Source organism: Streptomyces sp. RGM 3693, from assembly GCF_050471125.1.
Lineage (GTDB): Bacteria > Actinomycetota > Actinomycetes > Streptomycetales > Streptomycetaceae > Streptomyces.
Genome location: NZ_JBMPPQ010000003.1, coordinates 56,520 through 77,430, shown reverse-complemented (window position 1 = coordinate 77,430; position 20,911 = coordinate 56,520). Strand labels below are relative to the sequence as shown.

Annotated in this window: 21 protein-coding genes; 7 read left to right on the top strand and 14 right to left on the bottom strand. The window is 69.0% G+C overall.

What is annotated here, in order from left to right; translation table 11 throughout:
• Window positions 1-42: 42 nt before the first annotated feature.
• The 9 genes from ACO0M4_RS28985 to ACO0M4_RS28945 form a co-directional block, all read right to left on the bottom strand.
• A complete protein-coding gene (locus ACO0M4_RS28985) occupies window positions 43-1,017 on the bottom strand; it encodes an NlpC/P60 family protein (protein ID WP_430374044.1) in 975 nt (324 codons plus the stop codon).
• Window positions 1,014-3,473 (bottom strand): hypothetical protein, encoded by a 2,460-nt coding sequence (locus ACO0M4_RS28980; RefSeq protein WP_430374043.1) that lies wholly within the window; start codon window positions 3,471-3,473, stop codon window positions 1,014-1,016. Before ACO0M4_RS28980 ends, ACO0M4_RS28985 begins: the two co-directional genes overlap by 4 nt.
• Entirely contained in the window at window positions 3,470-6,004 is a 2,535-nt protein-coding gene (locus ACO0M4_RS28975) for an ATP-binding protein (RefSeq protein ID WP_430374042.1), read from the bottom strand. The genes ACO0M4_RS28980 and ACO0M4_RS28975 overlap by 4 nt, the downstream gene beginning before the upstream one ends.
• The gene (locus ACO0M4_RS28970) at window positions 6,004-6,612 is read right to left on the bottom strand and encodes a hypothetical protein (RefSeq protein WP_430374041.1); all 609 of its coding nucleotides are present in this window, start codon (window positions 6,610-6,612) and stop codon (window positions 6,004-6,006) included. Before ACO0M4_RS28970 ends, ACO0M4_RS28975 begins: the two co-directional genes overlap by 1 nt.
• Window positions 6,612-6,929 carry a hypothetical protein gene (locus tag ACO0M4_RS28965; protein WP_430374040.1) on the bottom strand — a complete coding sequence of 106 codons (318 nt, stop codon included), beginning with the start codon at window positions 6,927-6,929 and terminating at the stop codon, window positions 6,612-6,614. The genes ACO0M4_RS28970 and ACO0M4_RS28965 overlap by 1 nt, the downstream gene beginning before the upstream one ends.
• Window positions 6,930-6,943: 14 nt before the next feature.
• The gene (locus tag ACO0M4_RS28960; RefSeq protein WP_430374039.1) at window positions 6,944-7,963 is read right to left on the bottom strand and encodes a conjugal transfer protein; all 1,020 of its coding nucleotides are present in this window, start codon (window positions 7,961-7,963) and stop codon (window positions 6,944-6,946) included.
• A gap of 154 nt (window positions 7,964-8,117) precedes the next feature.
• The gene (locus tag ACO0M4_RS28955) at window positions 8,118-8,363 is read right to left on the bottom strand and encodes a hypothetical protein (RefSeq protein ID WP_430374038.1); all 246 of its coding nucleotides are present in this window, start codon (window positions 8,361-8,363) and stop codon (window positions 8,118-8,120) included.
• A gap of 143 nt (window positions 8,364-8,506) precedes the next feature.
• Window positions 8,507-9,370, bottom strand: coding sequence for an RNA polymerase sigma factor (locus ACO0M4_RS28950; protein ID WP_430374037.1), 864 nt, complete (start codon window positions 9,368-9,370; stop codon window positions 8,507-8,509).
• Window positions 9,371-9,693: 323 nt separating this feature from the next.
• On the bottom strand, window positions 9,694-10,098 hold the full coding sequence (locus tag ACO0M4_RS28945) for a hypothetical protein (protein ID WP_430374036.1): 405 nt from the start codon (window positions 10,096-10,098) through the stop codon (window positions 9,694-9,696).
• A 1,512-nt stretch (window positions 10,099-11,610) separates the two neighbouring features.
• On the opposite strand from ACO0M4_RS28945, the gene ACO0M4_RS28940 reads away from it, so the two are divergent.
• The gene (locus ACO0M4_RS28940) at window positions 11,611-12,318 is read left to right on the top strand and encodes a hypothetical protein (protein WP_430374035.1); all 708 of its coding nucleotides are present in this window, start codon (window positions 11,611-11,613) and stop codon (window positions 12,316-12,318) included.
• A gap of 115 nt (window positions 12,319-12,433) precedes the next feature.
• On the opposite strand, the gene ACO0M4_RS28935 is transcribed toward ACO0M4_RS28940, so the two are convergent.
• Together ACO0M4_RS28935 and ACO0M4_RS28930 are read right to left on the bottom strand one after the other, a co-directional pair.
• Window positions 12,434-12,760, bottom strand: a complete 327-nt coding sequence (locus ACO0M4_RS28935; protein WP_430374034.1) for a winged helix-turn-helix domain-containing protein — start codon at window positions 12,758-12,760, stop codon at window positions 12,434-12,436.
• Window positions 12,757-13,245 (bottom strand): hypothetical protein, encoded by a 489-nt coding sequence (locus tag ACO0M4_RS28930; protein ID WP_430374033.1) that lies wholly within the window; start codon window positions 13,243-13,245, stop codon window positions 12,757-12,759. The genes ACO0M4_RS28935 and ACO0M4_RS28930 overlap by 4 nt, the downstream gene beginning before the upstream one ends.
• Before the next feature lie 194 nt (window positions 13,246-13,439).
• On the opposite strand from ACO0M4_RS28930, the gene ACO0M4_RS28925 reads away from it, so the two are divergent.
• Window positions 13,440-13,724, top strand: a complete 285-nt coding sequence (locus ACO0M4_RS28925; protein WP_430374032.1) for a hypothetical protein — start codon at window positions 13,440-13,442, stop codon at window positions 13,722-13,724.
• Window positions 13,725-13,820: 96 nt separating this feature from the next.
• Here the strand turns inward: ACO0M4_RS28925 and ACO0M4_RS28920 are convergent, their stop codons facing one another.
• Window positions 13,821-14,600 carry a transposase family protein gene (locus ACO0M4_RS28920; RefSeq protein WP_430374031.1) on the bottom strand — a complete coding sequence of 260 codons (780 nt, stop codon included), beginning with the start codon at window positions 14,598-14,600 and terminating at the stop codon, window positions 13,821-13,823.
• Between the two features lie 239 nt (window positions 14,601-14,839).
• Between ACO0M4_RS28920 and ACO0M4_RS28915 the strand changes: the two genes are divergently transcribed.
• Window positions 14,840-15,706 (top strand): alpha/beta fold hydrolase, encoded by an 867-nt coding sequence (locus ACO0M4_RS28915; RefSeq protein WP_430369035.1) that lies wholly within the window; start codon window positions 14,840-14,842, stop codon window positions 15,704-15,706.
• 69 nt (window positions 15,707-15,775) lie between these two features.
• Here the strand turns inward: ACO0M4_RS28915 and ACO0M4_RS28910 are convergent, their stop codons facing one another.
• Entirely contained in the window at window positions 15,776-15,901 is a 126-nt protein-coding gene (locus ACO0M4_RS28910; protein WP_430374030.1) for a hypothetical protein, read from the bottom strand.
• Window positions 15,902-16,023: 122 nt separating this feature from the next.
• Here ACO0M4_RS28910 and ACO0M4_RS28905 point away from each other — a divergent pair, with 122 nt between their 5' ends.
• From ACO0M4_RS28905 to ACO0M4_RS28890, 4 genes are all read left to right on the top strand, one after another.
• Complete coding sequence (locus ACO0M4_RS28905; RefSeq protein WP_430374029.1) at window positions 16,024-17,034, top strand: quinone oxidoreductase family protein; 1,011 nt, start codon at window positions 16,024-16,026, stop codon at window positions 17,032-17,034.
• Between the two features lie 320 nt (window positions 17,035-17,354).
• Window positions 17,355-18,473 (top strand): tyrosine-type recombinase/integrase, encoded by a 1,119-nt coding sequence (locus ACO0M4_RS28900; RefSeq protein WP_430374028.1) that lies wholly within the window; start codon window positions 17,355-17,357, stop codon window positions 18,471-18,473.
• Window positions 18,473-18,799: a helix-turn-helix domain-containing protein gene (locus ACO0M4_RS28895; RefSeq protein ID WP_430374027.1), complete on the top strand. Its 327-nt coding sequence runs from the start codon at window positions 18,473-18,475 to the stop codon at window positions 18,797-18,799. Before ACO0M4_RS28900 ends, ACO0M4_RS28895 begins: the two co-directional genes overlap by 1 nt.
• Window positions 18,800-18,802: 3 nt before the next feature.
• Complete coding sequence (locus ACO0M4_RS28890) at window positions 18,803-20,317, top strand: hypothetical protein (RefSeq protein WP_430374026.1); 1,515 nt, start codon at window positions 18,803-18,805, stop codon at window positions 20,315-20,317.
• Here the strand turns inward: ACO0M4_RS28890 and ACO0M4_RS28885 are convergent.
• Window positions 20,288-20,890, bottom strand: a complete 603-nt coding sequence (locus ACO0M4_RS28885; protein ID WP_430374025.1) for a hypothetical protein — start codon at window positions 20,888-20,890, stop codon at window positions 20,288-20,290. The genes ACO0M4_RS28890 and ACO0M4_RS28885 overlap by 30 nt on opposite strands.
• Window positions 20,891-20,911: the final 21 nt, after the last annotated feature.

Below are 20,911 nucleotides of genomic sequence, written 5' to 3'. Positions count from 1 at the left end.
AACGATGAACTACAGCTCAGGACACGAACCGCTGCTGGAGTACTAAGCGACGCGTCGGATGTCCCAGGCGTACTGCTCCCAGTACCCGGCGAGACTGATGATCTCGACCGATTTGCCAGGTTTGGGGGCATCGATCATGCGGTTTCCGCCGGCGTAGATCCCTACGTGTCCCCAGTTGTGCTTGTTGAACACGACGAGGTCGCCTGGCCGCATCTCGTCGCGCGGGATGGACGTCCCGACGTGGCGCTGTTCCTGTGAGGTGCGCGGCAACACCACTTTGTGGCCGGTGCCTTGATAGACCGCGTAGGACGTCAGCCCGGAGCAGTCGAAGCCTCCGCCGGATTGCCCGGTGATGGTGCCGCCGCCCCACACATAGGGGACGCCGAGCTGGGTGAGGGCGGCCTTGACGATCGAGCTGGAGGCCCCGTCACCCCCTACGTCGCTATTGTCGGCGGATCCAGCTGTGGCGTACGCCTTGGCTTGGGCGAGGACTTTGTTCACGTACCAGTCGGCGTGGTTGTAGGAGTAGATCGCCTTGTAGAGGCTGTCGCTGGTGCCGGTTCTGGCGCCGTTGGCGCACAGCATCCGGGCCGCGGCATACACCGCGTCGGTGGGGTCCCATGGCGTGGGCGGGGTAGCGCCGCCGGGCGGCACCGGGTAGGCGTAGCCCTCGAAGGTGGACGGCAGGAACTGCATCGGGCCGACGGCGCCGGCGTCCGAGCGCATGGTGGGGTGGCGGCCGTGGTCGGTCTCGACCTTCCCGATCGCGGCGAGCACCGACCAGTCCAGCCCCTGACAAGTGGCGGGCGCCGCCTGCCGGTAGAGCGTGAGCATCTGCGGCGGGATGTCGCCTACTTGGCCGCCCTGCATCGATATCTGCGACCCGACTGTGTCCTGGTCCTCCTGGTGGCCGGCGACGCCGTTGGCGACAGCGGCGATGAACAGCACCAACACGCCGATCAGGGCGAACGCTGCTGTGCCGAGGCCGACGCCAGTAGCGATGGCGGGCTTCTTCACGGACGCCTCCTGGGCCGTGTGGGCCGTGGCGGCGGGGGCTGGCGGCGCGGCGGCGCGGGCGGGGGGACGGGCCGGTTGGCCGCGGCGCGGGTGCGGATGCGGTGGAGGCGCTGCTGCAGGCTCGCCTGCTGGCTGGATGCCGGCGGGGTCAGCGGCCGCTGCGGCACCATCTGCGGCCGACGGCTACGGCGCGGTGACACGGCAGGTGTTGGGTTGAGCGGCCGGCCCGGCGCAGGGCGTCTCACGGGGCCGGTGGTTGCGCGAGCCGAGCGGCCAGGAGGGCGGGAGGGCAGCGTCGGTAGGCCGCGGCGCGCACGGACGCGGTTGCTGATCCAGCGACCGCCGATGCCGCGCCAGTACTCGTCGGCGAAGTCCCGCACCTGCGGCTCATACACATTGCGCGCGGCATCAAGGCGGTCTTTGAGCTGGGTGGCCGCGGTGGCGACCTGACCGGGCACGGCCTGCACTGCTGCCGCTGCGCGCCGTGCGGCCCGCGGTCCGTAAACGGGTAGCCCCACAGTCCCCTTCAGCCCGAAGCGCCCTGCCCGCATGCCGGTTCGAGCTCCAGCACGCACCGTCCTTTCGGCGCCACGGGCGAGACTTCCGGCGCCCTTGGCCAGGCGCCCGGTGAGAGCGCGGGCGCTGCCAGCGCGGCCCAGGCCACCTCCGACCGCCCCGGCGGTGCCGCCGGTGGCGGCCATCAGGCCGAGCATCAGCGCGGCTCCGCCGACCTTGCCCAGGGTGCCGCGCCGGCCGCCACTGGAGCCGAGGTCGGACGGGCCGGCCACGCCCCCAAGTTTGGAAGCTCCGACGCGGGCCTTGAGCCGGGCGGCCATCTGCTGCGACTTGCGAACCAGGCGCTTGCGGAAGATGATCGCGCCCACGCACAGGATGTCGACGGTGACGAAGCGGACGACGACGCCACCGGGAATGTCCTTCGCGGGCGCGGAGACCACGGCGGTGACCGCGACGACGAACACCCCAAGCCCCAAGACGAGGCCGACAAGCAGGGCCAGGCCGCGGAAAATCGCGGCTCCACGCGACCACAGCCACGCGCGGCCGGGCCCCGGCAGGGTGCCGGCGATCAGCGCGCAGCGCAGCAACATCGCCTCGGCGGCGAGCCATACCTGGGCGGCCAGGTAGCCGCCGGCGAGCCCGATGATGAGCACGCAGACCAGCAGTGCTGCCAGGAGCATGAAGAACGCTCCGGCGAGCTTGTCCATGGAGGCTTTCTTCGCCTCCTTGGCGTCTCCGCTGACGCATGCCTTCTCGAATTTGGCGTCGGGCTTAGTCGGCCCGAAGGTGTCCACTCCCCACTGCGCGGCCTGGTCCTTGACGGCGTCCTCGATCTTGCCGCCGACTCCGGGCAGAAGGATGTCCCCAGCTCCCGGCATGTCCTTGATGGCCTTGGTCTGCTGGGCGACCTGCTGGTTGATGAACGCTGTCGTGATGCGGGAGGACGTGAACTGCGACGCGCACTTGTCCTTGGTGTCGTCAGTGAACGTCTGGCCATAGGTGAGCACCTGGGAGGGCTGCACCACGAACGCGTTGACGAGTTCGTCGGTGATCGGCGTGGTGATGCCGGCAACCGCGTCGGTCGAACGTCCGGTGGGGTCCTCGTGGCCCATGACGATGGCAGCCACGGCGACCCCCAGGTCACGCGCCTTACCCACCGCGCCGTCGGGGCCGAGCAGCCTCTGGGGCGGCGAGGCGAGGCTGGTGACCGCGAGCGCGGAGATCAGCAGGGACGCGGTGAGTTCGCCCCAGCCGCGGGAGCGGTCACCGAAGAAGACGTGCCACGCCGCGACGGTGCCGCTGAAGGCGAGGAACAGGCCGGGCAAGCCGAGTTGAAGCAGGACGCTGTTGTAGAGAGAGTCCGACACCGCCAGGGCCGGCTTGAGGAGCAGGGAGGCCAGCTTGAAGCCGAGGGCCCAGGTCAGCAGCCAGCAGGCGAAGGCGACCAGCCACTTGGTCCACATGAACAGCAAGCTGGTCAGCCACTCCTCGACCTTCAGGTCCCAGTCGGACCACTCGCCGCTCTCGGAGTCCACCTTGAACGCACTGACAGGGATGCCGTGCTCATCAGTGACATGGAAGGAGTCCAGGAGGTCGTCCTTGCCGACGCCCATCCTGTGCAGCAGCTTGCGCAGCGACTCCTTCGCCTCCCGCTGAGCCTTCTTCGAGGCCGCCTTGCCCTGCTCGGTGTTCTTGTAGGCCACGCCCGCACGCCCGTCCGGCGCCGGCTTCTGGTCCGGCGATCCGGGCGTCTTGGAGCCGGAGGGGGAAGGCTGCGCACTGGTCGATGTCGATACGGAGGGCTGGGGCTCGGGGGCCGCGGCCGCGTGCGCCGCCATCGCCGTGGTGAGAACGGCCGCGGTGCACAGCACCAGCACCAGCCGCCAGGCACCCCGCCGCCCTATCCACGCCGTCTGCCCGGCCAGGCGCAGCCACCTCATGCCGCGAGCGCCGGGTCGGAGTGAATCGCGGCCTCCGCCTCGGGGTCGGCCGGGATGACGATCTGCATCCCACCGATCCGCCCGTACAGATCCCGGTGCAGGCACTCACCGGCACGCAGGGCCCGGACCTCGTCAGCCACGTCCATGGGGGACAGACCGGTGGTGACCAGCTCCACCAGGTCCGCATCGTCAGGGTCTAGGTCGAGGAAGGCGAGGCCGCGCTTGGCGAGGGCGACGTCGGTCTGCCGGAACAGGTACTTCCTGGGGAAAAGCCCGCGGATGACCTGCCCGGTGGCAGATGCCTCCGGGCCGATGTCCTCGCCGTCGTGCGACCCGACCAGGCAGCCGGCGTTGTGCTTGCGACCGTCGCGCACCAGCTCAAGGAGCAGGGCCATGCCTTCGGGGGAGGAGGTCAGCCACCAGCACTCGTCCCACACCGCCACGCAGAACTCGCGGGGGTTGGCGAAGCAAATTTCCCGGCACAGCGCCGCGATGAGATACAGCGCCGCCCGGCCGAAAGTCTTCTCGAACTCCAGCGTCGACAGCCGGTCGGCCGCCAACTCGTGTTCCTTGGGGAGCGCCAGGTTGGCGGTGGCGAACACGATCGAGTCGGCCCGCGCGGTATCCACCACCGGCAAGGCGGGGTCGAAGATCGTGCGGGCTAGGTCCTTGCGGGCCACCGCGGCAAGCTTGCGCGCTACCGCGTTCGAGGTCGCATCGCGCTTGCCGCGTGCCTGCAGTTCGCCCATCAGCGCTGCCATGGACGGCGCCGGCCCGGCCAGTGTTGCCTCGATCGCCTCCGACAGCGCGATGCCCTGGTCGCTCATGGGGCCGATGCCCAGCAGCAGCGTCAAGAACGACTCCGTATGGCGCTGCGCCTGGCCGGCGTCGCGGATCGTGCGCAGCGGGTCGAGGGAGACCTTCGCCTGGTCGTCGATCGTGATGACCTGGGTGGTGCCAGGGCACGCCTTGGCGTAGCGGGCCCACTCCTGCTGTGGGGTGCGGTCGACGATGACCGCTCGGCCCCGGCTGCCCGGCCTTCCTGCCTTCCGGCCGGCGGCGAGGATGTTGTAGACGGCGGTCTTCATCGCGACGCTCTTGCCGCCGCCGAGTTCACCGATGAACGCCGCAGACGCGGAAGCGGACTTCTGGGGGCCCAGCGACCAATCCGTCAGCACCGGCCGGGTGCCTCCGCCGGACAGCTGCAGCCCGTAGAGCGGTCCCTTGGCGTCGCCCAACGCCGATCCACCGAAGGCACCGGCCATCGCGAAGTCCCGCGCGATCAACACCTGCGCGTAGGAGGCCATGACCTTCGGTGTGCGGGCGCCGGGCAGCATGCCGTAGAACAGCCGCTCCTGCTCGCCGAGGGGGCGGATGAAGGTGTAGTCGTTCTCCGCGAAGTGGGTGTTCAGGTCGGCGGCGCGGGCCTCGGCCTCGGCCGGGGTGGCGCCCCAGACGCACAGCGTGCCCATGGCTTGGACCTCGACTTCCGTCTTCGTGCGGGTCACGGCGCTGCGGAAGTCCTCCATGTCGTCGGCGGCCTCGTACACGTGCGACGGCACACCGGAGACCTCCCCCTCGTACTCACCGGGCTGGTTTGCCAGCTCATCGGCCTGCCGGCCGGCCCTCCTGTTGGCGACGGCACCGGGGGTGACCTTGAGGCGCATCACCCAGTCCACCGGAAACGCGAACTCGTCCAGCGCGGCGAGGTATTCGGAGCCGGGGAAAACGAACCGCTTGGGCATCTCCGCGAGCGACATGAACGTCTGGTACGAGTCGCCCCACTCAGTGGAAACCTGCAACCAGCGCCGACCGAACCGGCCCTTGCCCTGTGTGTCCCCGTCCTCACCGGCCTCGGTGGGGGTGCCGCTCTCCGCGAGGATGACCTCGCCCAGAGCAGCGGCTCCGCGGCCGCGGCTCCGTCCGGTGCTCTGTTCCGGTTCGGGCAGCAAAGGCTCCAGCACTCCGCGCCGGGCGCTGTGCCCGTAGATCCACAGGATTTCCGCCTCAGTCGCGGGCCGCAGGGCGATCGTGGAGGGCCAGGTCCCGGCGAGTGCCTTCGCCTGCTTGATCCGGCGCTCCTCTTCGCGTGCGCCGACTGGCGCAGGCAGCAGACCCAGCTGCAAGGCCATCTCCGCGCGAGCCGCATCAAATGCCGCCCCGACTGCCTGCTTCTTGCTGCCGGCAGACAGCGAGACGGCCAGCCAGTCCGCGCGGCTAGTCAGCTCCATGCGCTCCAGCTGGTCCCACACCCGCGTCGCCAGCTGCTCGTAGCGCTCGCTCGCGGCCAGGTCGACGCCGTCGGTCATCTTGCGCACCACCGCGGCCGGGTCGACCTGCGGGCACAGGCTGAGCAGCATCGACTCGCCGTGCAACTGCTTGACCAACGACTCCAGGGCGCGTAGCCGCCGCTCCTTGACAGTGCGGGAGGACTGGGCGTGCCCGCTTCCCTCCACCCGCCACAGCGCCCAACAGGTGCCGTGACGGGTCCAGATGACATTTCCGGCGACGTGCCGGACGGGAATCCGCATTACTGCCCCCGCCCGTTCGTGTTCGTGGTGGTTCGACCGGAAGCGCGGGCGGCGAGCAGCGCGCCCACGCCCGACGTCACCCGCACCACAGGCGCGCCGGCCACCGGCCGGTCGGTGGCTGCGACGGTCTCCCAGGCGTGCGATGCGGCAATGGCATGCACCGGCTGGGCGGAGGGGGCGCCGGCTTCCGCCCGTGTCGCCGGCAGCCAAGTCAGCGTGCAAACACCGACCGCCGCACCACGCCGGGGCCGACGCACAGGGCGACCGTCCATCCGGCCAGACGACCCGCTGACCGCCAGGCCAAGAGCACTGGCCGCCACGGAAAAGGGGCTGCGACCATCGACGTGCACACGTCCCACGACCAGCGCCAGGGCGTAGGGCACACCGAGCAACGGCAAGGCATCGAGCAGGCCGTGATGTGCCCACAGCCCGGCGGTGAGCAGCAGCACCGCCAGGGTGGCTGCCGCCACGATGACCTGCGGCCACGTGTAGGGGCCGCCCCAGATCCGTCCCCCGCCGGGCGCGTTGCCAATGACGTTCTGGTGTCGGCGGGCCTTGGTGTAGCAGCGGCCGATCAGCGGCTCCGGCGCAGCAGCGGTGGCGCTCATCACCGGTCACCGCCCTGCGGGCCGATGTGGTCGACGGTGCGGACTGCGGCCGGGGCCGCTGTGCCGCCGGAGGGGTTCTTGATGTCCTCGCCGATCTTGTCCCGCAGCGCGGTCATGTTGACGACGACGGCCAGGACCACCGCACCACCGATGGCCGCCACTCCCGCCTTTAGCACGCTCTTGGTCTGCCCCCACACAAAGACGATCGAGACGACATACATCAGCCCCAGCACGCCCACAAGGAAGAAGTTCTTGAGCTGGGAGACGAGGCTGTTGGCGTCGGAGATGGCCCCTGCCATCTGCATGAGCCCGTTCATGAGCCCTGCCTTTCTTAAGAATCTGAAGAGTTGGGGGACGTCGCCAGGGCGGGTGCGGCTTCGAGCGAGGCGACTTCCCATCGGCCGTCGCGGGCGCGCAGCTCGATTGCGTAGGTCATCGGTCGGCTGCTCGTGTGCTTGCCGTTGCCTTCGACGTCGACCAGGAGCCGGCGCTGGACACCATCGGGCGGGGTCTGGGCTTCGGCGCCTTCGGCCGGACTGTGGCCGTGGTCGGCGATCTGTGTGAGCGTTACCGCCGTGTACGGAGCTGGCTGCACCGCGTGCAGCGTGATGCCGGGGGAGAGGTAGCGGTCCAGCTCGCCACGGCCCGTCAGGTACGCCGCCAGGAAGCCCTGGACCGTCTGCACCGCCGGATCGGAAGTCAGCGGCGCGTGCGCTGCGCCGTACGACAGCTCGGGAGCTGCTTCCTTGGAGCCGGTCGGGGCTGCGACCTCGGCAGGCAGCGCCGCGGCCGTCCAACCCGAGGTCCCGCGGCCGCCGGTGGCCTTCACCGGTACCTGGAAGTACCGGACGTGGCCGCTGTCGGAGTCCTTCGACGAACTGGTGATCCGCGTGGCCACCGTCACCGACCAGTAGCCGGCCGAGATCTGCCGCACCTGGACCGCTGACGCCGACTCCGCGCGCTCCGACCCGCCCTGCGCCGACCACGAGATCGAACGCGCCGCCGGGTAGAGCGTCGCGAGCTCCTCCGCGTCCGCGTCACTGCCGCCGGCCTTCACGTATGCGGCGACGTACATCTCGGCAAAGCCAGCCGGTGCCACCGCATCCGACGACGCCGGCTGCGCCCGCGGCGCTTCCGCGCTCGTGGGCACGGCCCCCGGAGTCGTCGCCGAGGCCAGGGCCCAGCCGCCCAGCAGCGGACCTGCCAGCAGCAAACCCCAGGCGCTCCACCGCACCACGGCCGTCCAGCTCGCCATGGCGCCCGTCGACAGCGACGTGGTGGCCCACCCGGTGTCCGGCTGGGCGGACTCCTCCACCGGCGGGGTCTGCGCTTCCTTACGGCGCCACTTCATGACTGCGGCCCCTTCCGGAGCAGATGCCCCCAGGTACCCATCGGGTCCAGAACCCAGATGCGCCGACCGTCGCGGCGAGCAGCCGCCACCTGGTTCATGACTGCCGCCTTCAGGGCCTGGCTCTTGCCGTAGCCCGCAGGGCCCAACGTCGCCCTCACGCCGTCACCTCGCCCTGCACGCTCTTGGACCGGGTCAGCTCGGCGATCCGCTCGCGCAGCCGCGCCGGCGGAAGCGCCAGCACCTCCCGCACGAGCACCTGCGCTTCATCGGCGTCCCGCACGTACGACCGCAGCTGCGCGTGGGTGTCGGCCGAGAACGGCTCCGTCACCAACGCGACCGCCAGCTGCGTCGCCCGCCGGCGAATCGCCACCAGCCGCAACTCCTCTGCCTTCAGCTCCACCGCTTCTCCCTCATGTCCCAACCCCTCGTTCACGACGGCTCCCTCCGCTGCGTTCGGTGCGCGGAATCCCCCCGCACACACAGAGAAGGGAGCGGAATCGGGCCTGATGTGACACCAGCACCCGAAAAAGTTCTGACGGCTGCTCACGCCGCCTCGACCCACTGCGGCGCCGCCTGCCGTAGCCGCGCCACTGCCCGGCTGCGCCGACGACGCAGCGCCACCGGGCTCACCCCCGACGCCGACGCCGACGCCGTCGCGGCATCCTGCGGTGCGCCCTCGCGGTAGTGATCGCAGATCCCGGATGCTGCCTCCGTGGTGAGCACCTCGCGCTCCAGCGCCCACACCAGGAGCGCCACCATTTCGCCGCGGGCCCCCTCCAGCTCCTCTACCGGACTCACAGCTGTCTGAAGGCCGGCCGCCTCGGCGGCCCGCGCCAGCAGCACCGGCTCGACAGCGTCCGCTGGCTCGACACCACCCGGAAGTGCCGCCGCCCACGTCTCATCCAGGTGCTCAGAGGGCGCCAGCTCCCGCTTGAGCTCACGCGAGACGCGATGCCACAACTCCAGCCGCAGACCTGCCGCGACCTTCCGAGGACGCCGCGCAATCGGGAAGGTGCGTACCACCTCCCACAGGGAGGCGATCACCACCTGCGCCACGTCCTCGATGTCCTCGCCGCTGCGCACACAGCCGCGCAGTACGCGGCAGGCATGCGGGAGCATCGCCTGGACCAGCACGCGGGCGGCCAGTTCTGAATCCCGCCTGTCGCCGGCGCTCACTCGGTGCAGCAGGACACCCATCCAGGCGTCGATGAACCCCGGTTCGTCACGCCTAGCGCCCTTCCGCAGAAGAGCGCACAGCTCACCCAGATCAGCGGGGGCCTGGTCCTCGTCCAGCACACCGGCGCCGAGCATCCAAGACCGCACCCGATCGCAGTTGCCGCGGTCGGCGCACAGCCACTCCCACTCGGCATTCAGACGTGTGACCAACGTCGGCTGTACGGCATCCACGGCAGGCTCCTTTCGGATCGACTGCCGTGAACTCTGCTCAGCACCCCTTACCAAACTGCTTGCCCCAAAAGGGAAAAGCCGCAGGTCAATTCGGGTATCCAGCGGGGTAACCAGTGGGGTATCCGCACCCCTGGCGCGGATATCTGCCTGCGGGGACCGTCAGGAGGGCGGCCCGTGGCCGTCGGGCCGTACGGCCTCGCCCGTACCGCGCCCTGTGCACGTCCAGGGCGCGGCGTTCGCGGTCCAGCCGCCGCAGCTGTCCTGTTGCACACTTTGTCTGCTGTCAACGATCCGGTGACAGTCGGTCGTCTGCCCTGACTCGGCTACGCCCCTGGCGCAGCGCGGTCCGGAGGGATGCGCAGCCCCTTGTACCCGGGGCCGAGGCCGCGACGGGCGCGGCCCCGGCTGATCGGGACCGGTGGTGCGACGGCCTCGCCTTCGTCTTCGAGGGCCGGTTCGGGCCAGTCGCTCGGTGGGAGAGCCAGGCTCTGGCGGAGCCGAGCCAGGTCCTGGAGGAGAGGGAGCGCCGCGGCGGCAGCGGCAGGGTGCGCGCCACCCAGGGCGAGCGCGGTGATCTCCATCGCTTCGACGACGTCCTCGGCCGCCGTGGCGCTCCATCTGGCTGGGCTGCCGGCGACGTCGTGCAACGCGCACGCAGTGTCCGCCAGAGCCTCGGCCTTCTCAGCCAGGCCCGGCGCGGCGGTCGTGGGCAGCTCCGTGATATCCATGGCTGTTGAACGACGGCGGGTTCGCATCGTCGCTCGTCTGACGGCCGCGGCGCGTCCGCCGACCGGGCGATTCGTCGTACCGGTGTGACGACCGCTGACGCCGACCCCTCGTACTGCAGCATGCCCCTGATACGCGCTGCCCGGCGCTTCACTTCACTCCCGGCGCGACCCTGCGGGGTAGGCGATCGACCACGCCAGGGGCGAGCGGTGACTGCACAGTTGGAGGGTGGCGGTTTCTGCTGCTCCGTGCGGCTGCTGCTAGCCGGCCTGTCGGAATGGCCGGTGCCGCTCGGAGTGGACCAGTACCACCGTAGGTACCACCGTGCGTTCCACGGTGGGTTCCACCGTACGTTCCACCGTGCGTACCACCCTGCGTACCAGGTCGTTTTGGAACTCAGGCGCATCTGTGCAGGTCAGCGTGTGTGGGTATGCGGTTCCCGCCGCTGACACCTCTTCCTCAGGAGGAGGAAGAGGCCCTTTTCTCTTCGTTTGGGACCGCGTGGCGCGGTGCGTGGTCCAGCAGGACCGAGCCCGCTTCTGGTGCAGCACGGCCTGCGAGGCGTCGCCCGCCCCAGCGTCGGCGTGATGCCCCCTACAGCCGCCGTTCTCGTGGCAGTACGGTGGCTTGCTCACGCGATGGGGACAAAGGACCTCGGGGGCTTGCCCAGTGGCGGGAAGCAAACTGACGCTCGGGAAAGTGATGGCCAAGGCCCGCAGGCGCAAGGGCTGGCCGCAGCGGGACCACCGTGGAACACCGCCTCGTGTCGGCCGCCCCGGTCACCTGGACCGCCGACTCCCCGAGGCCTCGCCGCCCGGCCCGGACGGAGCTCGGCGCGTTCTACCTCGCCGGCGCCGCGACCGCCGCGCGCAGCCCCGACGCGCTCCCGACCCGCGTGCTCCCGGCGTCCGGTCTCGGCGGCGCTGGCCGCCCTCGCGCTGCGCCGCGCCCTGCCTGCCTGCCCTGCAGCCGGTCAACGGACCGTGGCTGTTGTACGTCTGCTACTCAAGGTGAAGTTCTTCCGGTACGACCACCGCCGAGGGCGGCCCGGAGGCGTCCGGGTCCTCTTTACGATGGCGATTTGAAGCGATGTTGGCTGGAATGTGCGACGTATTTGGCAGCCCTTCGACGCCTGAGTCGGATATGTCTATAAATGGGCGATAGGTTGTTTGGATCTATCGGAAATGAGGGCTAACGTCGCTCCCCGTCGCTCAGCATGATCATGTCGAGCGGCCCGAGGGTCGGGGATGAGGCAATGGGGCCGTTCAGGTTCCGGGTCTGGGGGCGCGTCGCCATCTTCCCAATGACACCTCGGATTGACCGAAGTGATCGGTTCGCTCTGCAGGCGGTCGATCGCAAGTAGCCATGCGGAAATAGGCAGTTGTGGGGAAGAGCCAGTGAGTGAAACAAAGTGGAATGTTCCGACGGTCGCTGCAGTGGTCGCCTCGGGGTTCTCGACGGTAGCTGCGGGGGTGGCGATGGCCATGGTGCTTACCGTCGGAAGTGGGGCCGGCATGAGCGCTCCGACGGGCACCACCGTAGTCGCGGGGCAGTCGACTGCGATGGTCCAGGCGACCTCGAATGACAAGGCAGCGCAGAACTTCAAGGAGGCGTTACAGCAGTTCCGCAAGGACCACTCAGCGGCCCCCGCGAGTATCAAGGCCGAGGCTGTGGCGCAGGCGAAGAAGCAGATAGCTTCAGGTCAGCTGGTAACGCACTTGCCCGACGGTGCACAGTTGGCGATCGGGCGCGCCCGCGCAGCCGTCGGGCCGGATGGTACGACTCTGGCGATCCCCATCGAAGGTGCGGGACTGCATGCCGCGAGCGGCCTGACTGTGCAGGTCGGCAAGGACGGTACGCTACACAGCGCCGAGTCGCAGTTCCAGCCCACAGGAGCGAATTCTGGGGTGTGGACGGCCTGGAAGGACGGCGTCCTCACGCAACACGTGAGCGCCTCGAGTGACGGTTCGTCGGCCCCAGCGACCGGCCCTGTGCCCCAGGCAATCCAGGGCGGTCACATCTTGCAGGCGGGTGTCACCTCGCGTGGTCACGTCCAACAGGCAGGTTTCTGGGACGACTTCAAGAAGTGCACGGGTGACGACGACATCCCCGGCTGGATTATCAAGGCCCTCGCGGTGCCCTGCGCGCTCACAGGGCCTGTGTGCGCGTCGGCCATTACCTTGTACTACAGCAACAGCGTCCTCACCTGCCTGGGCATGTAGCTGTTCGATCGGACGTTGCCGGGCACCTCAAGAATTCGAGGTGCCCGGCAGTATCCGGCAAGGTTGGGACGCAGTCACGATTCCCGCACGATCGCTACGTTCACGTACGCGAGTGTCAGGCGTCAGGGGTGACGTCCTGCTCAGGTTCACGCTGGAGTAGCCGCTGCAGTGCCGCGACGTGTCGGCTGTAGCGGGCCTGGCCCAGCGGCGTCATGCGGAACCAGGTGCGCGGGCGCCGCCCGGCCCCGCCCTTGCGCACCTCGATGTAACCCGTGTCCTCCAAGGCGCGGCTGTGCTTAGACACCATCGAGTCGCTCAGCCCGGTCGCCTCCCGAACCGTGCGGAACTCTACCCACTGCGGGCCCGCGGCCAGCAGCGCGCAGATCGACAGCTTCGGCAGCGCATGGATCACAGGGTCCAACCCCTCGGGCGTGTCGGTCACCGCTGCTGACTCCCTGTCAGGATGTCGCCTCGGATACCCGCAGCCATCCAGGTCAGTAGGAAGGCGATCACGCCTCCCGCGATCACTGCGACCACGACGGACGCCCATGCGGCGCTGCTCGACGATTCGCTCAGCCAGCCCAGCCCGAACACCACCGCCATACTGCCCAGGCACGCCAGGACGAACGCAGGGAAGCGTCGACGCAACGACGGATACACCGTGAAGGGCGACACATCCCACCGATTCATCCCACACCGTACAGAGAACAGCACGATCAACGCCAAGAACACCAGACCGCCGACCTGGCCGTACGGCAGGTCCGGAATCCCTAAGCGTCGATAGCTGGCCGCGGGGAACTCGCTACCGACCGCGACCGCCCAGGACGTCGCGCTCAACACTGGAAACCACCAGCCCAGTCGAACCCGCGCAGCCGCGACCTGGCGCTGACGAGCCACAACGTCCATGCCCATCCGGTACTCGTCCATCCACTCACTCCCATACACAAAGTAACTTTCTAAATGGAAACTACTTTCTAGGTTCACACTTGGCAAATCGAGCATGAAGAGCCCCCAGCGGCAACGCCGTTGCCATGGGACCCCAACGGTCAAGCGGGGGGGGGGCGCAGGGCGAAGCGGTCGTGGTGGGGGTGGCGTGCTGGCCGGGCACGGAGTCGCCGTGTGTGGATGGTCAGCATGTTCAGCGGCGCGGCGAGCGGGTGTGCGCCGTGGCGCTCGACGGTGCTGGGTATCGCGGGGCGGCCGCCTACGCCGCCGTCGCGCCGGCGGTGATCACCCACACCGGCATGGCCATGGGCGGCCTGGCCGGATTGACGACGGCCGGGCAGGTGGCGCACGCCTACGAGGTCCCGCCGCACGCGAGCGCCGTCTACGCCTGCATGAAGCCGGGCAGGGTAACTCGCCTGTCCGCAGCTGGCGTTCCACGCGAACCGCATCGGAGTCGGTGATCAGCACGAGGCTGCCGTCGTCTTACGACCTTGGGAGCGATTGAGGTCGGGGCATGCTCGCCTGGCGGTTCGGCTGGTGGTTGATCAGTAGGCGGTCTACTGGGCGAGCGCCGGTTCGGTGCTGGTCTTGCGGCGGGTGGTCCTGCGGGCGGAGCGGTCCGAGACCAGTCCGGCGATCGCGAGATGGATCTCGGCGTAGGTCTCACGGCGGCTGGTGAACCGCTGCAAGGGCCGCCACTGCTTGAGTTCGGCGTTGGCGTGCTCGACGCGGATCCGTGCCGAGGACTGGCGGCGACGCTGCTCGCGCCAGGCGTACTGCTCGCCCAGCGGGGCGTCATCCTTCGGCTTCTTCGGCGGGGCGCTGACCTGGTCGGGGAACTCGTTGGCCAGGCCGCGGTAGCCCTCGTCGACCTCGGCTTTCACATCCGGGTACTGGCGGAACTGCTCGGCGATGCCCTCGGTGCGGGTGGCGGTCTGGTCGTGCATCCGGCCCGGCCGCACGATGCCGCTGAACAGCGTGCGGCCCTGGCCGTCGCTGAAGGTGGTGGTCTTGATGGTGTTCTGCTTCTTCTTGCCGGACACGAACGCCTTGCGGCCGGGGCGCCCCGCGCGCGGGCGGCGGACCTGCACCTCAGTGCCATCGATCCGGACATCCACGCCCTCGGCGTCGGCGTAGGCGAACAGGTCCTCCAGCGTGTGCAGCCGCAGTCCTGGATGGTCGGGGACGGCGAATCCGCGAGCGGCCAGCAGCCGACGGACTTCGCGGATCGCCCCGGAGACGGTGGAGCGGTCCACCCCGTACAGCTGGGCCAGTGCCGCGTGCGGCATGCCCAGTCGCAGGTGGACCAGCGTGGCCAGGAGACGGTCGGTGAACACCAGACGCTGCTTGGGGCCAGCTCCGGCCGCCCGCCGCCGCGTCGCTCGCGCAGGGCCGACTCACGGCTGGCTTGCCACTTCGGGGCGAGCTCTTCGAGCAACTCGCCGAAGTGTGCACGAGAGATGCCGGACAGGGCAGGATAGGAACAGGCCGCACGGGCCAGGTAGGCGTCACAACTCACCCAACCCGTGCGGTCCTTCTCACGTCACGGCCTGGGACGAGGCGCGATACTCGACCAGTGGACTCGATCTACCGCAGTGCGACGGGCGAAGAGCTCATCCGACGCTGGTGCCTCGACCGGCTCGCCGCATGGCCGGTGCCTCATAAACACAAGACGGTGACCGCCAAGGGCGCACAGACCCACGTGGTCCTCGCCGGCTCCGGCGCGGCAACGGTCGTGTTCGTCCCGGGCACCAACTTCAACGCCGCCGCGTCCCTGCCGCTGGCCACGGCCCTGGTCGCCACCGGCTACCGGGTCCTGCTGGTGGACGTCCCGGGCCAGCCCGGTCTCAGTTCCGGCGAACGCGGTCTGTCCGGCGGCCAGTTGGCCTGGTATGGGGCGTGGCTGAGCGAGGTGATCGAGAAGATCTCCTCCGAGCCGGTAGCGGTGATGGGCCACTCTTTCGGCGCCGCCATTGCTCTGTCCAGCGACTCTCCCCGGATCGACCGGCTCGTCCTGGTTTCGCCCGGTGGACTGACCAGGCTGAGGTTGACCCCCACTGTGCTGGTCGCCTCGGCCGCCTGGTTCCTGCGGCCCGCACCGACGCACAGCGCCCGGCTCCTGCGCGCCATGCTCGCGCCTGGCCACCCACCCCGCGAGGAATTGGTGGACTGGATGACGCTGGTCGCCCAGCACGCGCGCTCCAGCGGGGCACCCGGCGCTGCCATCCTGCCCGCGCGGTCAATTCCCCGTCTCGTCGTCACCGGAGAGCACGACGTCTTCCTCCCTCCGCGGCGGCTCCGCCCGGCAGTGCGCGGCACACTCGGCGCCGAGCTGGGTGTGGTCCCTGAAGCTGGGCACCTCGTGGTCGAAGAGCGCCCCGAATACCTGTCCGCCTTGCTGGAGAGTCCGGGCCGGTCTACCTCCGACGCCCCCGCGGTGTAGCCGACCTCCAGGACCCGGGCCCACACACCACTCCTATCGCTCCCCAAGTCGTTAGCGCTAAGCCGGTGATCATTGTCCGGGTGTGAGCGTGCTGACCCGGTTCTCGTACTCGCGGCGGGCCTTGCGCTGGGCGGGGATCGCGGGGAGGCCGTGGCCGCCGTCGAGCGGCTGGCAGGGGACGGCGGTGACGCGCATCCCAGACCCGGGTGCACAGCAGGCGTCTCAGCTCTCGGCGGGGGCGGCGGGCTGGTCTGCTTGCCGGGAATCGGATCGCCATCAACGGGGTTGGTGGTTGATGAGCCGTTAATTGGAGGGTCATGAGAGCGATTCAGGTGTACGAAGTGGGCGGTCCCGAGGTGCTGCAGGAGGCCGAGGTGGGCCAGCCGCGGCCGGGTCCGGGCGAGGCGGTCGTGGAGGTCGCCGCATCCGGGGTCAACTTCCTCGACGTCTACCACCGCGAGGGCCGGTACAGCCTCCCGCTGCCCTTCACCCCGGGCGCTGAGGGTGCCGGCACGGTCGTCGAAGTTGGACCCGGCGTCGCTGACGTCGCAGTCGGGGACCGGGTCGGTTGGGTGGAGATTCCCGGCACGTATGCCGAGCGGGCCGTCGTGGACTCCTCCCGGCTGGTGCCGCTGCCCGACGATATCGGCTTCGAGACAGCCGCCGCCGTGCTCCTCCAAGGCATGACCGCGCACTATCTCGTCAAGGACGCCTACCCGGTTCAGGGGGGCGACACGGTGCTCGTGCATGCGGCTGCTGGTGGCATGGGGCTGCTTTTGACCCAGCTCATCACCCATCTCGGCGGCAGGGTGATCGGCACGACGTCGACCACGGCGAAGGCCGAGCTGGCGAAGCGTGCCGGGGCCGCTGAGGTGATCCTTTCCTCCGCAGTCGACGATCTCGCAGCCGAGGTGAGGCGGCTCAACGGCGGTCAGGGACTGCCGGTTGTTTTCGACGGCGTCGGCGCGCACACCTTCGATGCGAGCCTCGCCAGCCTGCGAACCCGCGGCCATCTCGTGCTCTTCGGCGCGGCAAGTGGTGCCGTGCCGCCGTTTGATCCGATTCGGCTCGCCCACGGCGGTTCGCTGACCCTGATCCGGCCCAGCCTCGGGGACTTCATCGCCGATCGGTCCGAACTGCTCCGACGGGCCGCCGATGTGTTCGAGTGGGTGCGCTCCAAGGCGCTTGAGGTCACCGTAACGGGCCGCTACGCATTGTCCGAGGCCGCCCAGGCCCACAGCGATCTAGAGGCTCGGCGTACCATCGGCAAGCTGCTCGTCGTACCCGATGCGGCCGCTATTGGACGCCGCGAGGAGACGCAGAGCTGATCGCGGGTGACGAGGTCGGAGATCTCTCCAGCCGGTGTGCTAGCCGACCATGATCAATCTCAGCGCCAACCGCTGTACCGATGTTCCTACCGACGTCAATTGCATCGGATGCGAATAGGCGACACCCGTCCTGGAGATTGGCCCCGGACCGCATGGAAGTGGTCTCACCAGGGACGCTGACCTCGGAACCACGGTAGCGGTCTCCTCGGCGGACATCTGTGAGTCTCACTCCATCGAGCGATTGAACTGCGAAGACGCCCCCGGGTCGCATCTGATGCGAAATTCTCGCGTCAGATGCGATAGACGGAGAGTGGTGGCGCATGGGTGGAGACGGCCTCGTTCCGGGGTCTGCTCGGCTGCACTTGGTGGACGGTCTGCCGTTGCTGCGGCCAGACGAGCAGGTCTTCGAGGCGATGATCAAGGGCTGGCGCAACCAGCAGCTCGCCCGGAACCTGTCGCCGGGGTACGTCGGTGACCAGGAACGCACGGTCCGGGCCTTCACCCGGCATGCCGATGCAATGCCGTGGCAGTGGACGCCGCAGCACGTCGACGAGTGGTCGGCCGATCTGCGGGCCGTGCACGGTTGCGTCCGCTCCACCCTGCGCAACTACCAAGGTTCCGTGCGCCAGTTCTGCGACTTCCTGACCAACCCGGCCTACGGCTGGGCAGACGAGTGCCTGGGGCACTTCGGTACCCACCCGGTCCAGGTGGTCTACGACTGGAACGCTGCGACGCACGCCGATGAGGCCGAGGGCGAGCCGGAACGACGGGCCTTCACCCGGCCCGAGCTGGAGGCGTTCTTCGACCACGCCGACGAGGAGGTGCTGCGCGTTCGCGGCAAGGGCCGCAAGGGCTGGTTGCCAGCCTTCCGCGACGCCGCCTTGTTCAAGGTTACGTACGCCTACGGCCTGCGACGCAACGAGACCCGGATGCTGGATCTCACCGACTTCGGCCGCAACCCGGAGGGCCGGGAGTTCGGCGAGTACGGCACCCTGCTGGTCCGCCACGGCAAGGCCAAGAAGGGCTCACCGCCCAAGCGCCGCAGCGTGCTGACCGTCTGGCACTGGACACCCGGCACGATCGAGGAGTGGATCCACGAGGTCCGGCCCGGCATGAGGCACTCGACCAGCAGGGCCCTCTGGCCGTCCGAGCGAGGCCCGCGGGTCGGGGTCCAGCGGCTGGACTCCCGCTTCGCCGCCTACCGGGACGCCGCCGGCCTGGACCCCGCGCTGGAGTTCCACTCGCTGCGCAGGTCCTACATCACCCACCTGATCGAGGACGGCCACGACCCGCTGTTCGTCCAGCAACAGGTCGGCCACGACCACGCCTCCACCACCGCGATCTACACCTGCGTCTCCTCCGACTTCCGCACCCGCTCCCTGCGGCGCGTCCTGGACACCACCATCGAGGCCGCTCTCCGGCCGGGAAGGACCTCGTGATGCCTCGCCAGATCAGCTACCGGTGGCGCCTGCGCGAGCTGATGGCCGCCCGCGGCATGTTCACCGTCGCCGAGCTCATGCCGCACCTGACCGAACGCGGCATCACACTGTCCTCCTCCCAGGTCCACCGCCTGGTCTCCGGCACCCCTGAACGGCTGTCCCTGCCAGTGCTGGCCACCCTCTGCGACATCCTCGACTGCACGCCCACCGACCTGATCGCCACCACGGCCCAGAACCTCCCAGCCCGCCGCGCCGCCGGCGACGAGGCACCGATCAACCTTGCCGCGCGCCGACCCACGCGGGTCCGACTGACACCCGAGGGCTGAGCGATGACACCGGAAGAGTACGAGCGGTGGCATGTCCGGGACTGCGCACGCTGCGGCCGCCGGGCGGCAAAGTCGGCCCAGTGGTCGGACGGCCCGATCTGCCGGACCTGCTACGACTGCGCGATGCGCGTCCGCGGCTCCTGCCCCAACTGCCGAGCCGACCGGCTACTACCCGGTCTGGACACCGCCGGCAATCCGATCTGCCGCGACTGCGCGGGCATCACCCGCGACTTCTTCTGCGACCGCTGCGGCTTCGAGGGGCTCTTGCTCGGAGGGCGTCTCTGCGAACGCTGCACCCTCGCCGACACAATCGCCCGCCTCCTCGACGACGGCACCGGCCACGTCGCGCTTTCGCTGCAACCACTGGTCATGACCCTGCTGGAGATGGATCGGCCCAAGAGCCGCCTAATCTGGCTCCGCAACCCCAACGTCGTCCGTCTCCTGCGCAGCCTGGCCACCGGCACCGTCCCACTCACTCATGAAGGGCTGCACCAGGAGGCACCCTGGCGAACCGTTACCCACCTGCGTGACCTGCTGATGGACAGCGGCGTCCTGCCACACGTCGACCGGCAAATCCTTCTCTACCAGCGCTGGCTGACCGAACGGCTCGTCACCATCGAGAACCCCGAACATCACCTGCTTCTCCAGCGCTTCACTACCTGGCACCAGATGCGCCGACTGCGGGTCACAGCCGAGAAGGGGCCGCTGGGACGCTCCCAGACCCACCAGGCCAAGCAGGAGACCACCCAGGCTGGCATCTTCCTTACCTGGCTCGCGGACCGAGACCGCAGCATCGAGAACTGTCGGCAGGCCGACCTCGACACTTGGCACACCGAGAAGCTGGCCACCCGGCGACCCGCCCAGACGTTCCTCCGCTGGTGCATGAAAACGGGCCGGATGCCCAGCCTCACCCTCCCGCCCCAGGTCATCCCCCAGGACCAGACGCCGCTGCACCAGCACCGCCGCCTCGCCATGCTCCGACGCGTCCTCAATGACGGCTCGCTACCCCTGCGGAGCCGCGTCGTTGCCGCGCTCGTTCTCCTCTACGCCCAACCCGTCAGCCGCATCGTCCGCCTCACCACCGACGACGTCACCGACGACGGAACAACCATCGCCGTCCGCCTGGGAGAGCCACCGTCTCCCCTCCCCGAGCCCGTCGCCGAAGTGATGCGGGACTACATCCGCTCTCGCCGCCAGCACATGGCCTACGCAAGCAGCAGAAGCTCCCGATGGCTCTTCCCCGGCCGCCAACCAGGGCAGCCGATGAACCCGGTCAGCCTCCAGGCCCACCTGCGCGAGATCGGTGTCCCTCCGCAGCGCGGCAGGACTTCCGCGATCCGCCAACTCGTCCTCCAGGCCCCAGCCCCCGTCATTGCGAAGGCCCTCGGCTACCACGACAAGACCGCCACACGGCTGGTCACCGAAGCCGGAGGAACCTGGAGCCGATACGCCCCAGGCGACCACTCACGGCAACCGGCAACTCGACCATCAAGGAGTACGGGTCGTCCCCGCACCTGATCCGGAGCGGCCGTTGCTTCTCCGAGCCCACGGAATGCGAGATCGCAGAGCCGCGAGCCGACTCGGATCTTCACGAGGCACAGCGAAGCCGAACGGCGGCGGCGGCTTGAGCCCAAGTTCCCTGCGGGCAGCCACCAGGAAGGCATGATGCGCCTTGGCGAATGATCCATAGAGGTCCCAGCATTTCTCTCCTGCGCTGTTCCCTTGTTCGAGCCGGTTGCAGTAGTACAGCCGAATCGCATCGGCAGCGTGAAGTGTGTCGCGAGCTGCCCTGATGGTCTCCGGGTGGGCGAACACCTCCAGCTTGTTCAACTGCAACATGGCTTCCTTCGCCTCGTCCATCCCGTGATCGCCACGACTATTGGGCGGCAAGGCGTCCCAGTCGATCGCCCACACTTCCCTCATGAAGCGAAAACTGGCGTCGCCGAACGCCTCGATGACCGCAGGCAGGTGCTGCCACGCCTGCCTGTGACTCTCTTGTCGGCGGACAAGGTGGGCAGCAAGCGCGACGTTCACGACGCCGAACATGACTGCTGCTACTGCTGCGTAGGCACTCACTACGGTGGCGGACATGTCGATAACCTAACGCCGCCA

Coding starts and splice junctions, on each gene's coding strand:
- ACO0M4_RS28980 (WP_430374043.1), bottom strand. CDS start 3,473: ATGAGGTGGCTGCGCCTGGCCGGGCAGACGGCGTGGATAGGGCGGCGG.
- ACO0M4_RS28975 (WP_430374042.1), bottom strand. CDS start 6,004: ATGCGGATTCCCGTCCGGCACGTCGCCGGAAATGTCATCTGGACCCGT.
- ACO0M4_RS28970 (WP_430374041.1), bottom strand. CDS start 6,612: ATGAGCGCCACCGCTGCTGCGCCGGAGCCGCTGATCGGCCGCTGCTAC.
- ACO0M4_RS28965 (WP_430374040.1), bottom strand. CDS start 6,929: ATGAACGGGCTCATGCAGATGGCAGGGGCCATCTCCGACGCCAACAGC.
- ACO0M4_RS28960 (WP_430374039.1), bottom strand. CDS start 7,963: ATGAAGTGGCGCCGTAAGGAAGCGCAGACCCCGCCGGTGGAGGAGTCC.
- ACO0M4_RS28945 (WP_430374036.1), bottom strand. CDS start 10,098: ATGGATATCACGGAGCTGCCCACGACCGCCGCGCCGGGCCTGGCTGAG.
- ACO0M4_RS28940 (WP_430374035.1), top strand. CDS start 11,611: ATGAGCGCTCCGACGGGCACCACCGTAGTCGCGGGGCAGTCGACTGCG.
- ACO0M4_RS28930 (WP_430374033.1), bottom strand. CDS start 13,245: ATGGACGAGTACCGGATGGGCATGGACGTTGTGGCTCGTCAGCGCCAG.
- ACO0M4_RS28910 (WP_430374030.1), bottom strand. CDS start 15,901: ATGCGCGTCACCGCCGTCCCCTGCCAGCCGCTCGACGGCGGCCACGGC.
- ACO0M4_RS28905 (WP_430374029.1), top strand. CDS start 16,024: ATGAGAGCGATTCAGGTGTACGAAGTGGGCGGTCCCGAGGTGCTGCAG.
- ACO0M4_RS28900 (WP_430374028.1), top strand. CDS start 17,355: ATGGGTGGAGACGGCCTCGTTCCGGGGTCTGCTCGGCTGCACTTGGTG.
- ACO0M4_RS28895 (WP_430374027.1), top strand. CDS start 18,473: ATGCCTCGCCAGATCAGCTACCGGTGGCGCCTGCGCGAGCTGATGGCC.
- ACO0M4_RS28890 (WP_430374026.1), top strand. CDS start 18,803: ATGACACCGGAAGAGTACGAGCGGTGGCATGTCCGGGACTGCGCACGC.
- ACO0M4_RS28885 (WP_430374025.1), bottom strand. CDS start 20,890: ATGTCCGCCACCGTAGTGAGTGCCTACGCAGCAGTAGCAGCAGTCATG.